Source organism: Comamonas sp. C24C (assembly GCF_053345995.1).
Genome location: NZ_JBKFBC010000009.1, coordinates 1 through 13,193, shown reverse-complemented (window position 1 = coordinate 13,193; position 13,193 = coordinate 1). Strand labels below are relative to the sequence as shown.

Sequence of the window (13,193 nt, the reverse complement as noted above, 5' to 3'; positions counted from 1 at the left end):
CATGCGCGCCAGAGCGAGATCGGCCCCGACGGGCATCCCCGGCGCGGCGGCTTCCTGCCGCCCGTGCCGCTGCCGCGCCGCATGTGGGCGGGTGGACGGCTGCGCTGGGAGACAGACAATCCGCTGCGCCTGGGGCAGGAGGTGCAGCGTGTCTCCACCATCCGCAGCGTGCAGCACAAGACCGGACGCTCGGGCGAGCTGCTGTTCGTGCTGGTGGAGCACCGGTTCTCGAACCAGGACGGCCTGGCGCTGGTCGAGGAGCACGACATCGTCTACCGGGCCGCCGCCAGGCCAGGCGATCCGGTGCCGCCACCGCAGCAGCCGTCGCTCGCCGGCCAGGCTGCATGGTCGCGCACCATCGTGCCCGACGACATCTTGCTGTTTCGCTACTCGGCGCTGACCTTCAACGGCCACCGCATCCACTACGACCGTCAGTACGTGACCCAGGTCGAGGGCTACCCGGGCCTGATCGTGCATGGTCCGCTGATTGCCACGCTGCTGCTCGATCTGCTGCGCCGCAATCTGCAGGGCGCCAAGGTGGTCACGTTCGACTTCAAGGCCTTGCGGCCGACCTTCGACCTTCACCCTTTCAGCGTGCACGGCAAGCCGCGCGAGGACAGCAGGACCATCGACCTGTGGGCTCAGGACCACGAAGGCCTTCTTACCATGCAGGCTACGGCCACGGTGTCCTGAAGAATTAAAAACCATAGCTTATGACGCTTTATGGATAAGCGTTCTAGGCCCAAAGGCTTTAAATGATCGAACATACCAGCTCGAATAACCACCACGAGATCCGCGATGCCATCCGTGCGCTGTGTGCGGAGTTCCCCGACGAGTATTTCCGCAAGATCGACGAGCAGCGCGTCTACCCCGAAGCCTTCGTCAACGCGCTCACGAACGCGGGCTGGCTGGCCGCGCTGATTCCGCAGGAGTACGGCGGCAGCGGCCTGGGCCTGACCGAGGCCAGCGTCATCATGGAAGAGGTCAACCGCTGCGGCGGCAACTCGGGTGCCTGCCACGGCCAGATGTACAACATGGGCACATTGCTGCGCCATGGATCGCAGGCGCAGAAGGAGAAATACCTGCCGCGCATCGCCTCGGGCGAATGGCGGCTGCAGTCCATGGGTGTCACAGAGCCCACCACGGGCACGGACACCACCAAGATCAAGACCAGCGCCGTGAAGAAGGACGGGCGCTATGTGATCAACGGTCAGAAGGTCTGGATCAGCCGCATCCAGCACAGCGACTTCATGATCCTGCTGGCGCGCACCACGCCGCTGGCCGAAGTGAAGAAGAAAAGCGAGGGCATGTCCATCTTCATGGTCGATTTGCGCGAGGCCGAGAAGAAGGGCATGACCGTGCGCCCCATCCTCAATATGGTCAACCACGAGACCAACGAGCTGTTCTTCGAGGATCTGGAGATTCCCGAGGAGAACCTGATCGGCGAGGAAGGCAAGGGTTTCAAGTACATCCTCGACGGGCTGAACGCCGAACGCACGCTGATTGCGGCCGAGTGCATAGGCGACGGCTACTGGTTTCTGGACCGTGTGACGAATTACGTGAAGGACCGCCAGGTGTTCGGCCGTCCCATCGGCCAGAACCAGGGCGTGCAGTTCCCGATCGCCGATGCCTTCATCGAGGTCGAGGCCGCCAATCTCATGCGCTGGAAGGCCTGCGAACTGTTCGACGCGCGAGAGTCCATGGGCGCTCAGGCCAATATGGCCAAGTATCTAGCGGCCAAGGCCAGCTGGGAGGCGGCCAATGCCTGCATCCAGTTCCACGGAGGCTTCGGCTTTGCGTGCGAGTACGACGTGGAGCGCAAGTTTCGCGAAACCCGCCTCTATCAGGTGGCGCCGATCTCCACCAATCTGATCTATTCCTATGTGGCCGAGCACCTGCTGGGTCTGCCACGTTCGTTTTGAAATGGAAGACCCCCTGAGTCGCTGTGCGCCTTCCACCTGAAAGGGGGACGACAGCCTCGCTGCGGGGCGGGGCTGTGCTGCCGGCGTAGGCCCTTGCTTGCTGTCCCTGGCTTTGAGTGCGCCAGTTGTTCGGGTCGTGAGTTTCGCCAAAGTGCAATGGATTTCCAAGATGAAAAAGCATAGTCTTCGACCTCTCGATGGCATCACCGTGGTCTCGCTGGAACATGCGGTGGCCGCACCCTTTTGCACCCGCCAGCTCGCCGATCTGGGGGCGCGCGTGGTCAAGGTGGAGCGCCCCGGCGCGGGCGACTTTGCGCGCGGCTACGACCAGCGGGTCAATGGCCAGTCCTCGCACTTCACCTGGATCAACCGCAGCAAGGAAAGCCTGGCGTTGGACCTCAAGCAACCGGCGGCCCTGCAAGCCTTGCTGCAACTACTGACCACGGCTGATGTGCTGGTGCAGAACCTGGCACCGGGCGCGGCCGCGCGTATGGGGCTGTCCTACGAGGTGCTGAAAGCCCGTAACCCCCAACTCATCGTCTGCGACATCAGCGGCTATGGTGCCGACGGCCCCTATCGGGACAAGAAGGCCTACGACCTGCTGATCCAGAGCGAGGCGGGGTTTCTCTCGGTTACGGGAACGGAGCAGGAGCCGTCCAAGGCCGGCATCTCGGTGGCCGATATCGCGGCCGGGATGTATGCCTATACCAATGTTCTTTCTGCCCTGCTGCTGCGCGGGCGCACGGGTGAGGGCAGCCATATCGATGTCTCCATGCTGGAGGCACTGGGCGAATGGATGGGCTATCCCATGTACTACGCCTGGGACGGTGCGCCGCCGCCGCCGCGCACGGGCGCATCGCATGCCAGCATCTACCCCTATGGACCCTTCACGGCGGGCGATGGCGGCACGGTGATGCTGGGCCTGCAGAACGAGCGCGAATGGAAGCTTTTCTGCGAACAGGTGCTGCTGCAGCCGGCACTGGCCGGCGATGTGCGCTTTGGCAGCAATGCACGGCGCAATGCCCACCGCGAGGAACTGCAGGCCCTGATTGTGAACGTGTTTGCCGGGCTTAACGCACAGCAGGTGGTGCAGCGCCTGGAGCAGGCAGGCATTGCCAACGCCCGTGTCAACGACATGGCGGGCCTGTGGGCCCATCCGCAACTGGCCGCGCGTCAGCGCTGGTGCAGCGTGGGCACGCCGGCCGGGCCGGTGCAGGCACTGCTGCCGCCCGGTGCCAATAGCGCCTTTGACTACCGCATGGACGCCGTGCCGTCCGTAGGCGAGCACAGTGCGGCCATCCTGGCCGAGCTGGGCTGGTCGGCCGAGCGCATCCGTGCTCTGTACGCCGAAGAAGCAACTCTGTAAAAGCTGTGCGCAGCGTATGCGCGGGAGTGATTCTATGAAGAACGAGACTCAAGTGAGCATTCATCCGCTGGCCCGGTTCGCGGCCACGCTGTGCTGGGAGGATGTCCCGCTGCAGGTGCAGCGCCGCGCCGAGGATCTGTGGGTGGACTGGTTCGGCTCCGCTCTCGCCGGCCAGAACGCGCGCCCCGTGCAGAGCATCACGCGCTTCGCTTTGTCCCAGGGCCCGGCCGCTGGCCCCTGCGAGATACTGGGCAGTGCGGCTACCAGTTCACCGCTGATGGCGACCCAGGCCAACGCCGCTGCTTCGCATGTGGCCGAGCAGGACGATGTGCACAACGGCTCGGTGTTTCATCCTGCCGCCGTGGTCTTCCCGCCCGCACTGGCCGTGGCGCAGAGCCTTGGTGCCAGCGGCGTCGAGCTCATGCAGGCCTGCGTGGCCGGCTATGAGGTCGGCATTCGGGTGGGCGAGTTTCTGGGCCGCAGCCACTACCGCATCTTCCACACCACGGCCACGGCCGGCACGCTGGCAGCGGCTGCCGCCGTGGGCCGTTTGCTCAAGCTGACGCCTGAGCAGATGCAGCATGCCTTCGGCTCGGCCGGCACGCAGTCGGCGGGGCTGTGGGAGTTTCTGCGCACGGGCGCCGACAGCAAGCAGCTGCACACGGCGCATGCTGCATCTGCAGGGCTGACGGCCGCCTTCCTGGCGCAGGACGGCTTCACGGGCGCGCAGGACATCTTCACGGGCCCGCAAGGGCTTGCGGCGGGCATGTCCACCGATGCCGACCCGACCCGGCTCAGCGATGGACTGGGCACGCGCTGGGCCACGGCCGAGACCTCGTTCAAGTGGCATGCCTCCTGCCGCCACACCCACCCCGCGGCCGATGCGCTGCTGCAAGTCATGCAACAGCACGGCCTGGCGCCTGCTGACGTGGCACAGGTCACCTGCCATGTGCACCAGGGCGCCATCGACGTGCTGGGCCCCGTGGTCAGGCCGAGCACCGTGCACCAGAGCAAGTTCTCCATGGGTACCGTGCTGGCGCTGGCGGCGCGTCACGGTCATGCAGGGCTGACGGAGTTTGACCGCGACTATCTGGCACAGGAAACCGTGGAGCTGCGCGACAAGGTGAGCATGGAGCTTGATGCCGAGGTCGATGCGGCCTATCCCCGGCGCTGGATAGGCAAGGTCAGCGTACAGACCACGGATGGCCGTTTGCTCAAGGGCCGTGTCGACGAACCCAAGGGCGACCCTGGCAACACGCTGTCGCGCGAGGAGATCACGGCCAAGGCGCTGAGGCTGGCTGACTACGGCGGGGTGGATGCGGCGCGGGCTGCGGCGGCCATCCACAAAGCGTGGGCTATGGCCGCCTGGCCGCAAGTGGGCACTTTGATGTAGGAGACAGCGATGAACGACTTTTCTGCGTGGATGCAAGAGCGGTTCGACGACTACGTCCAACAGTTGGAAAGCCTGGTGAACATCGACTCGGGCAGCTACCACAAGGCAGGCGTTTCCAAGGTGCTCGATTGGGTCGCCGGCTACCTGGATGGGCTGGGTATCGAGGTGCAGCGGCTGCAGGATGGCGGACGGTTGGTATGCGTGCGCGCCACCGTCCACCCCGGTGCGTCGCGTGAGCGCTCTGCCCTGCTGCTGGGCCATTGCGACACCGTGTTCCCCGAGGGAGAGACTCAGCGTCGACCCTTTCGCGTGGATGGCCCTGTTGCCTATGGCCCTGGCGTGGCGGACATGAAGGCCGGCGTGCTGATGAACGTCTACCTGCTGCAGGCCTGGCAGGCCATGGGCGATAGAGGCACAACGCTCTCGGCGCTGTTCACCTGTGACGAGGAAATCGGCTCGCCCCAGAGCGGCGCTTTCATCGAGGCCACCTGTCGCCAGCATCGCTACGTTTTCAATTCCGAGCCCGGCCGTCCAAACGGCAACGTGGTGGTGGGCCGCAAGGGCGGTGTGTTCTTCGACGTGCAGGTGCAGGGCAAGGCCGCGCACGCGGGGGCGAACTTCTATTCGGGCATCAGCGCCATCTCGGCTCTGGCGAAAAAGATCCAGAGCATGGAGCAGCTCATCGACCCGGACGAGGGCATCACCCTCAACGTGGGCCTGATCCGTGGCGGCCTTTCTGTCAACACCGTGGCACCGTCGGCTGTGGCGGGGGTGGACCTACGCATCCACACCATGGCGCAGCGCGAGCGTTGCCTGAGCGAGGTGACTCGCATCTGCGCCACCAGCCTGCAGGGCGAGAGCGCGTCGTGGTCGGTGCGCGGCGAGTTCAAGCCCTTCGTGCAGAGCGAGGGTTCGCGCCTTCTGGCCGAGAAGTACCTGGAGATTTCGGTGACCGAGGGCATCGCCGTCAAAGGCGAGGTGACGGGCGGCTGTTCCGACTCGGGCATCGCCGCCGAATGCGGCTGCGACGTGATCTGCGCCGTGGGCCCGTCGGGAGGTGGCTTTCACACGCCTGAGGAATACGTGCGCCTCGACTCGGTGGCCGGCAAGGCCACGGTGCTTTTCAAAACCCTGAAGACCCTGGGAGCTTGAACCATGAGAACCATCCCCGCTCTGCTGGCCGCCTGTGCTCTTGTCCTGTCCCTTGGGGCCTTGGCGCAAGAGCGCATCCTGGTGCCTTACCCGGCTGGCGGCCCCAGCGACGCCACGGGCCGCGTGATCGCCAACGCGCTCAGCGGCCAGGGCAAGCCCTTCTTCGTGGAGAACCTCGGCGGCGCCACGGGGCTGCTGGCGGTCAACAAGTTCCTGGCCAACCCGCAGAACCAGGTCTTCCAGGGCACGCAGAACGAGCTGATCTTGCCTGTGCTGCTGAACCAGGCCGCCAAGTTCAAGTCCGAGGACTTCGTGCCCGTGCAGTACGTCACTCAGACCTACCTGGTGCTGGCCGTGCGCAAGGGCCTGGGCGTGAAGAACTTCGACGAATTCTTCGCGCTCGCCAGGAGCCGCAAGGACAGCCCGTTGACCTATGGCACGGTGGGCGTGGGATCGCTTTACCACGTGATGGGCGAGTACCTGGCCAAGAAGAAGGGCGTGGCGCTGAACCACATCCCTTACAAGGGCGGTGCGCCCGCCATGCAGGACCTGATCGGCGGGCAGATCGACTTCTCCATCACGCCCTACCAGACCGCCTTCGACGACATGGCGGCCAAGGGGATGTTCCAGGTCATCGGCATTTTCTCGGCGGCCAAACCGCCCACGCTGGCCAAGCTGCAGACGGCCAGCAGTGTGGAGGTGCTGACCGACTTCGACTTCTCCAGCTATGCGGGCTACTTCCTCAAGCGTACTGCCATCGAGGAGGAGAAGCAAAGGGCCAGCGCGCTGTTCGCTTCCGCGATGGCGGACGAGAAGGTCAAGCACAGCCTTCAGCTCGACGGCCGCCGCGTGCTGTCGCCTGTTTCGCTGAAAGAGGCGGACGCGATGTATATGGCCGAGATCGCACGCTACAAGAAGCTGCTGGAGACCGTGGGCCCCATCAAGCTCGATTGATCCCTCAGAATTTTTACCAGGAGACAACCATGGCTTTCTTCCCCTCGCAAATCGCCCGCCGCGCCGTCGCGGCCCTGTTACTCGGCTGGGCCGGTTTTGCCCAGGCCGCAGGCTGGCCGGACAAGCCTGTGACCCTGGTTGTTCCCTACAGCGCCGGAGGGCCTACCGATGTGGTGGCGCGGCTGCTGGCCGTGCCGATGGGGCAGTACCTGGGGCAGTCGGTGCTTGTCGAAAACACGGTGGGCGCAGGCGGCACGCTAGCACCGGCGCGCATCGTGCGCTCCAAGCCCGACGGCTACACCATATTGATCCACCACATGGGCATGGCTACTGCGCCCTCGCTTTACAAAAAGCTGCCCTACGACCCGCTCAAGGATTTCGAGTACATCGGCCAGGTGCTGGACGTGCCCATGACCCTGCTGTCGCGCAAGGACTTCCCGGCCAACAACTTTGCCGAGCTGCTGGACTATGTGAAAAAGCACCAGGACAAGGTGTCGCTGGCCAATGCCGGCGTGGGCGCCGTGTCGCAGCTGTGCGGCATGCTGTTCATGCACCAGGCGGGTGTAAAACTGACCGTCGTGCCTTACAAGGGGGCCGGTCCCGCCATGAACGATCTGATGGGCGGGCAGGTTGACCTGCTGTGCGACCAGACCACCCAGACCGTGCCCGTGATCCAGGACGGCAAGCGCGCGAAGGTCTTCGGCGTGACCATACCTCAGCGCTTGTCGTCACTGCCCAATATCCCGACGCTGGACGAGCAGGGCCTCAAAGGCTTCGATGTCAAGGTCTGGCATGGCATGTATGCGCCCAAGGGCACGCCCAGGGAAGCGGTAGAGCAGCTCAACAAGGCGCTGAATGTGGCGCTCAAGGACGATAACGTCAAAAAGCGCATCGCTGAACTCAGCTCCGATCTCGTCACGCCCGACAAGGCCACGCCAGAAGGACTGCGCAAGCACCTGGAGGCTGAGGTCGCGCGCTGGCGCACTGTCATCAAGGCCGCCGGCGTATCTGCCGAGTGAGGCCGTGCACGGCATGAGGCCCGCGCTCCGGCACGGGCCTCCATCAGCCGATTGAAATCCTGCATTCCCAAGAGACGCCATGAGCACCCTGCTGCATAACGCCTGCACTTTTCTGTTCGTTCCCGCCAACCGGCCGCAGCGGCTTGCCAAGGCTCTCGCCAGTGGCGCCGATATGGTGATCGCCGACTGCGAGGATGCCGTGGCGCCCGGCGACAAGCCGGCCGCCAGATTGGCCCTGGAGCAGGCCGTGCAGCAGCTTTCCATGTCCGAGCGAGAACGGCTGCTGGTACGTATCAATGCCTGGGGAACGCCATGGTTCGATGAAGATCTGCAGGCGCTGGCGAGGCTGGTGGCCGTCGGCGTGGCCGGGGCCGTGGTGCCCAAGGCGGAAACCGCGGCGGTGCTGCAGCAGATTGCCGGTGCAGCCGGTCCGCGCTGTGCGTTGCTGCCCCTGGTGGAAAGCGTGGCGGGCCTGGACGCCTGCGATGCGCTTGCCGGCACCGCGCAGGTGGTGCGGCTGGCTTTTGGGCATCTGGACTTCCAGGTCGATGCCGGCATGCAGTGCGAACCGGACGAAGCCGAGCTGCTGCCGGTGCGTCTGGCGCTGATCATGACATCGCGCCGGCGGGGCCTGGCCCGCGCCGTGGATGGCGTCACCATCGACACCAGGGATGCGGACCGCCTGGAGAGCGACACCGGGCGCGCGCTGCGCATGGGTTTTGGCGCCAAGCTGTGCATACACCCGGACCAGGTCGGTACGGTCAACCGCGTGTTTGCGCCTTGCGATCCGGCCGTGGCCCAGGCCAGTGCGGTAGTGCAGGCCATGCAGGCTTCTGGCGGCGGCGTCTGCACCGTCAACGGCAAGATGGTGGATGCGCCCGTGCTCCATCTGGCGCAGCAGACACTGGCCCGCCACGCCTGGGCCCTGCAGCGCATGCAGCGCAACACCTAGTCTTATCGGACGTTGCCGGGCACCGCGGTATGGTTCAGATTCATGCTGCTTCATGAAACAGGGGAACGGCATGAACCAGGCTTTGGTATGTGTGGTGACGGGGGCCAGTCGTGGCGTGGGCCGGGGAGTGGCGCTGGCGCTGGGTGCGTCGGGGGCAACCGTCTATGTGACGGGGCGCAGCGTGACGGAGGGCGACTCGCCGCTGCCGGGCACGGTAGGCAGGACGGCCGCCGATGTGACGGCTGCCGGCTGGAGATGACCGGGCTGCTCGATGTAGGTCTGCGCTCCACCTACGTGGCCAGTCATTGCGCGGCGGGCCTGCTGATCGCGGCGCGCGGCCTGGTGGTCAATATCTCGTCAGCCGGCAGCCGCTGCTATATGCACGGGCCGGCCTATGGCGCGGGCAAGGCCGGCTCGGACAAAATGAGCTTCGACATGGCCCACGACTTCAAACCTGCCGGCGTGAGCGTGGTCTCGCTCTGGCCGGGGCTGGTCAAAACCGAACGCTCCGAACGCGTCTGCGCTGCCGAACCCGACAAGTACGGCGACAGCTTCGACAGCGCCGAAACGCCGCAATTCATAGGCCGGGTGGTACTGGCCTTGCATGGCGATGCCGACTGCCTGGAAAAGCGCTCCGGCGGCGTGTTCTACACGGCCGAACTGGCCGGCCAGTATGGCGTGCAAGACATCGATGGCGCGCAGCCGCCGTCGCCGCGCGCCTATTTCGGCGCGCCACCGGAGTTCAGCCCGGTGGTGGTCGAATAGGCCGGTGCACTGACTGCAGGCAAGAGCATGGCTGTTGTGGCGACTACACTGCGGCCTTCTTTGCTTTTGCTGTACCCGGTCCGTGTCTGCTTCTGTCTCTCTTTTCCGCCGCCGCTGTCTGCATCTCTCTTTGTCGTTGCCCCTGGCTCTGGGTCTGTCGGCCTGTGCTACGACCACCCCGGAACAAAGCCAGGATGAGCTGGTTCAGCGCTTTTACCAACTGATTGCCGAAGGCGAATTCGACGCTTGCATGCGTTTGATCTCGGCACGCCATATCTCCAAGGAAGAGCTGGCAGGTTTCGATAGCAAGCTGCGCCGGATACTGGCCAGCGGTCAGAAGCTGATCAACTCCCGCGGCGGTTTGCTCAAGGTCGAGGTGCTGGAGCGAGTTGTGTCCCAAGAAGAGCAGGTCACCAAGCTCAGGGTTCAGGTTCACTACCGCGATGGAAGCAGTCGCCGCGAGCGCATCAATCTGTTCCAGGAACAGGGCGTCTGGAAAGTGCAGCTGTGATTTTTCGGCGGCTGGCAACGGCCGCTGTGATGGCGCTGTCGGCCTGCTGCGCTGGTCTGGCTTTTGCAACACCGCCGTTGCCGCCGCAGGCTGCGCCCGGCGATCTGATCTTTCGCCAGGGTACGGAGAACGTCAGCCAGCTGGTGCAAGCCGTGGACCGCGGTGAATTCAGCCATGTGGGCATGCTGGTGGGTCGGCCCGGTCAGTGGCAGGTGCTGCATGCCACGCCGTCCGAGCGCCCGGGTCAGGCGGATGCCGTGGTGCTGGATTCGCTGGACTTTTTTCTGGATGCTCAGCGCGCCCGGGCCTATCGCCTGTATCAGGTCGCTTCCGACCCCGGCACGCGTGAGCGGGCCGTGGCCTGGGCCATGGCGCAGCAGGGCAAGCCGTTTCAGCTGCAGGGTTCGGGCCAGGGCGTCTATTGCACCACGCTGGTCTGGCAGGCTTGGCAGCAAGGCGGTATGGATCTCGGGGTGGTGTTCACCAAGGTGGAACTGCCGGTTCTCGGCGGGCTCTATCTGCTGCCCGGCAAGCTGCTGCTCTCATCCCGTTTGCGCCCGCTGACGCCCTTGCTGTCCTTGCGCTAGAGGAAGGCCTCTACACACCCAGATATTGCTGGCGCACGGCCTTGTCGCCAGCCAGCTCGGCCATGCTGGCTTCGTGCACGATCTGGCCCTTTTCCAGCACATAGGCGCGGTCGGCCACGACCTCCGCAAACGGCAGGTTCTGCTCGCTGAGCAAGATGCCTATGCCCTGTGCCTTGAGTTCGAGAATCGTGCGCGCCATCTGCTCGACGATCAGCGGAGCAACCCCCTCGGAGGGCTCGTCCAGCAGCACCAGGCAGGGCTGGCCCATCAGCGTGCGGGCCACGCTCAGCATTTGCTGCTCGCCACCGCTCATGCGCCCGCCCAGGCGGTCAGGCATCTCTCCCAGGTTGGGGAACAGCGCAAAAAGCCTTTCGGGCGTCCAGTGTGGCATGGCGGAGCCATCGGGCCATCGGCGAGGCTTTTGCTTGCCGACCTCGAGGTTTTCCAGCACCGTCAGCTCGGTAAAGATGCGGCGATCCTCGGGCACATAGCCCAGGCCGCGCTGCGCGATCTGGTGCGAGGCTTTTTTCTCTATCGCTTCTCCCATGAAGCGGATACTGCCCTCGCGGTGCGGCACCAGGGCGGCAATGCTTTTGAGCGTGGTGGACTTGCCAGCGCCATTGCGACCCATCAGCGCCACGACTTCGCCGGGCCCCACGGCCAGAGATACCTGATGCAGGATATGGGCCGCGCCATACCAGGCATTGAGGTTCTGGACTTCAAGCAATTTGGGGCTCTTTCCCTTATCCATCAAGCGCTGGTTGCTATGCATTTGATTCATTGCTGTTTCTCAAGAACGAGGCCGGTACCGAGATAGGCCTGCTGCACGCGCGCGTCGTCGCGAATGGCTTGCGGCGTACCTTCGGCCAGCAACTGGCCGCGCACCAGCACGGCCACACGGTCGGCCTGACCGAAGACCACGTCCATGCTGTGTTCGGTAAACAGCACGCCCATGCGGCGCTGCTGCGCAAGCTGGCGCGTCAACTGCATCAGCGCGACACGCTCGCCCGGGGCCATGCCGGCCGTGGGTTCGTCCATGAGCAGCAGCAGAGGATCATGGGCCAGCGCCATGGCCAGCTCCACTCGCTTCACATCGCCATAGGCCAGAGCGCTGCAGGGGCGATCAGCCTGAGTCGCCATGCCCACCTGCTCCAGCAGGGCCAGTGCGTCGGAACGCCGGTGGCTGGCGGCACGCGGCCACCAGCTGAAGATCCTGCGATCGGCCGACAGTAGAGCCATCTGCACGTTTTCCACCACGCTGAGCGAGGCAAAAGTCTGTGCAATCTGGAAGGTGCGTCCCACGCCCTTGCGCCAGATGGCGCGCGGCGGCAGGCCGGTGATGGACTGGCCATTGAGCAGCACCTGGCCGCTGTCGGGTGGCAACTGGCCGCCGACCATATTGAAGGTGGTGCTCTTGCCAGCGCCGTTGGGGCCGATCAGGGCCAGCAGCTCACCCGCCTGCAGGCCGAATGAGACCTGCTGCACGGCCTTCACGCCGCCAAAGGCCTTGCTGACGTTCTGTACCTGCAGCAGGTTCATGTTCTTGCTCCTGCCTTGTCCTTGGCGCTCACACGCGACCACAGCCATTGCGCATAGCCGGCAATACCCTGCGGTGCCAGCAGCACCAGAATCAGCATGGTCGCTCCCATCAACGCGCGCCAGTATTCGGTGTTGCGTGCCACGGTGTCGTGCAGCCAGGTGAAGGCTGCCGCCCCCACCAGGGGGCCGGCCAGTGTCTGCACACCGCCCAGCAGCACCATGACCAGCGCATCCACTGACTTGGTGACCGACATGGCGTCGGGCGCCACGCCGCCCTTGCTGAAGGCAAACAGCGCACCGGCCAGGCCGGCAAACAGCCCGGCAATCACGAACGCCGTCCACTGTACGCGGCGCACGTCGATACCGATCGCATCGGCCCGCAGCGCCGAGTCGCGCGATGCGCGCAGCGCATAGCCCAGCGGCGAAAACAGCAGGCGACGCAGCAGATAGATGCCCAGCGTGCAGATGCCCAGAGCCAGCCAGTAGAACGCAGGACCCTGCGATGCCCATTCGGGGGGCCACACGCCCGTCAGGCCATTGCTGCCGCCCGTGAAGTCATCCCACTGAAAGACGATGGCCCAGCTGATCTGCGCAAACGCCAGCGTCAGCATGGTCAGATAGACGCCTGACAGCCGCACGCAGAACCAGCCATAGAGCAGGGCGCCCGCAGCGGCGGCCAGGGGGCCGAGCAACAGCGCGGCCTCCATGGGCAGATCCAGCGTACGCACCAGCAGTGCAGCACCGTAGGCACCGAGGCCAAAGTAGGCCGCATGACCGAAGGAGTGCATGCCGCCAGGCCCGAGTATGAAGTGCAGACTGCTCGCAAACAGCGCGGCGACAAAGATGTCGGCCAGCAGCACGGTGGCATAGCTGCCGCCTTCGGCGGAACCTGCCGTCAGCGGCAGCAGCACCAGCGCGCTCAGCAGGCCCAGCCATGCGGCCGTTGCACCACGCCCCGAGCGGCGCAGCGGCTGTTCGGGATCGCCAGCGCTGCGTGCCAGTGCCTGGGGCTTGCCCAGCAGGCCCCAGGGCC

13 protein-coding genes and 1 pseudogene are annotated in these 13,193 nt (G+C 65.0%); 11 read left to right on the top strand and 3 right to left on the bottom strand.

Annotation, left to right across the window (positions count from 1 at the left end; all coding sequences use genetic code 11):
* From ACLBXN_RS16565 to ACLBXN_RS16515, 11 genes and pseudogenes are all read left to right on the top strand, one after another.
* The coding region (locus ACLBXN_RS16565) for an FAS1-like dehydratase domain-containing protein (protein WP_447612863.1) at nucleotides 1-693 on the top strand (693 nt) is incomplete at its 5' end.
* Nucleotides 694-755: 62 nt separating this feature from the next.
* Nucleotides 756-1,922, top strand: coding sequence for an acyl-CoA dehydrogenase family protein (locus ACLBXN_RS16560; RefSeq protein WP_447612862.1), 1,167 nt, complete (start codon nucleotides 756-758; stop codon nucleotides 1,920-1,922).
* A 169-nt stretch (nucleotides 1,923-2,091) separates the two neighbouring features.
* Nucleotides 2,092-3,288 (top strand): CaiB/BaiF CoA transferase family protein, encoded by a 1,197-nt coding sequence (locus ACLBXN_RS16555; protein WP_447612861.1) that lies wholly within the window; start codon nucleotides 2,092-2,094, stop codon nucleotides 3,286-3,288.
* A 34-nt stretch (nucleotides 3,289-3,322) separates the two neighbouring features.
* Nucleotides 3,323-4,681 carry an MmgE/PrpD family protein gene (locus tag ACLBXN_RS16550; RefSeq protein ID WP_447612860.1) on the top strand — a complete coding sequence of 453 codons (1,359 nt, stop codon included), beginning with the start codon at nucleotides 3,323-3,325 and terminating at the stop codon, nucleotides 4,679-4,681.
* Nucleotides 4,682-4,690: 9 nt separating this feature from the next.
* Nucleotides 4,691-5,833, top strand: a complete 1,143-nt coding sequence (locus ACLBXN_RS16545; protein WP_447612859.1) for a M20 family metallopeptidase — start codon at nucleotides 4,691-4,693, stop codon at nucleotides 5,831-5,833.
* A 3-nt stretch (nucleotides 5,834-5,836) separates the two neighbouring features.
* Nucleotides 5,837-6,787 carry a tripartite tricarboxylate transporter substrate binding protein gene (locus ACLBXN_RS16540; protein ID WP_447612858.1) on the top strand — a complete coding sequence of 317 codons (951 nt, stop codon included), beginning with the start codon at nucleotides 5,837-5,839 and terminating at the stop codon, nucleotides 6,785-6,787.
* 29 nt (nucleotides 6,788-6,816) lie between these two features.
* Entirely contained in the window at nucleotides 6,817-7,806 is a 990-nt protein-coding gene (locus ACLBXN_RS16535; protein ID WP_447612857.1) for a tripartite tricarboxylate transporter substrate-binding protein, read from the top strand.
* A gap of 79 nt (nucleotides 7,807-7,885) precedes the next feature.
* Nucleotides 7,886-8,758: an HpcH/HpaI aldolase/citrate lyase family protein gene (locus ACLBXN_RS16530; protein ID WP_447612856.1), complete on the top strand. Its 873-nt coding sequence runs from the start codon at nucleotides 7,886-7,888 to the stop codon at nucleotides 8,756-8,758.
* A 70-nt stretch (nucleotides 8,759-8,828) separates the two neighbouring features.
* Nucleotides 8,829-9,523: pseudogene (locus ACLBXN_RS16525) on the top strand (SDR family NAD(P)-dependent oxidoreductase).
* A gap of 130 nt (nucleotides 9,524-9,653) precedes the next feature.
* A complete protein-coding gene (locus ACLBXN_RS16520; protein WP_447612855.1) occupies nucleotides 9,654-10,034 on the top strand; it encodes a DUF4878 domain-containing protein in 381 nt (126 codons plus the stop codon).
* On the top strand, nucleotides 10,031-10,621 hold the full coding sequence (locus ACLBXN_RS16515) for a YiiX/YebB-like N1pC/P60 family cysteine hydrolase (RefSeq protein ID WP_447612854.1): 591 nt from the start codon (nucleotides 10,031-10,033) through the stop codon (nucleotides 10,619-10,621). The genes ACLBXN_RS16520 and ACLBXN_RS16515 overlap by 4 nt, the downstream gene beginning before the upstream one ends.
* 10 nt (nucleotides 10,622-10,631) lie before the next feature.
* On the opposite strand, the gene ACLBXN_RS16510 is transcribed toward ACLBXN_RS16515, so the two are convergent.
* From ACLBXN_RS16510 to ACLBXN_RS16500, 3 genes are all read right to left on the bottom strand, one after another.
* Complete coding sequence (locus tag ACLBXN_RS16510) at nucleotides 10,632-11,402, bottom strand: ABC transporter ATP-binding protein (protein WP_447612853.1); 771 nt, start codon at nucleotides 11,400-11,402, stop codon at nucleotides 10,632-10,634.
* On the bottom strand, nucleotides 11,399-12,160 hold the full coding sequence (locus tag ACLBXN_RS16505) for an ABC transporter ATP-binding protein (protein ID WP_447612852.1): 762 nt from the start codon (nucleotides 12,158-12,160) through the stop codon (nucleotides 11,399-11,401). The genes ACLBXN_RS16510 and ACLBXN_RS16505 overlap by 4 nt, the downstream gene beginning before the upstream one ends.
* Nucleotides 12,157-13,193, bottom strand: a 1,037-nt coding sequence (locus ACLBXN_RS16500; RefSeq protein WP_447612851.1) for a branched-chain amino acid ABC transporter permease, incomplete at its 5' end; no start/stop codon positions are given. The genes ACLBXN_RS16505 and ACLBXN_RS16500, both read right to left, overlap by 4 nt.

Bases quoted from the DNA above. Each gene is read 5' to 3' on its own strand.
- ACLBXN_RS16560 (WP_447612862.1), top strand. From the start codon at position 756: ATGATCGAACATACCAGCTCGAATAACCACCACGAGATCCGCGATGCC.
- ACLBXN_RS16555 (WP_447612861.1), top strand. From the start codon at position 2,092: ATGAAAAAGCATAGTCTTCGACCTCTCGATGGCATCACCGTGGTCTCG.
- ACLBXN_RS16550 (WP_447612860.1), top strand. From the start codon at position 3,323: ATGAAGAACGAGACTCAAGTGAGCATTCATCCGCTGGCCCGGTTCGCG.
- ACLBXN_RS16545 (WP_447612859.1), top strand. From the start codon at position 4,691: ATGAACGACTTTTCTGCGTGGATGCAAGAGCGGTTCGACGACTACGTC.
- ACLBXN_RS16540 (WP_447612858.1), top strand. From the start codon at position 5,837: ATGAGAACCATCCCCGCTCTGCTGGCCGCCTGTGCTCTTGTCCTGTCC.
- ACLBXN_RS16535 (WP_447612857.1), top strand. From the start codon at position 6,817: ATGGCTTTCTTCCCCTCGCAAATCGCCCGCCGCGCCGTCGCGGCCCTG.
- ACLBXN_RS16530 (WP_447612856.1), top strand. From the start codon at position 7,886: ATGAGCACCCTGCTGCATAACGCCTGCACTTTTCTGTTCGTTCCCGCC.
- ACLBXN_RS16510 (WP_447612853.1), bottom strand. From the start codon at position 11,402: ATGAATCAAATGCATAGCAACCAGCGCTTGATGGATAAGGGAAAGAGC.
- ACLBXN_RS16505 (WP_447612852.1), bottom strand. From the start codon at position 12,160: ATGAACCTGCTGCAGGTACAGAACGTCAGCAAGGCCTTTGGCGGCGTG.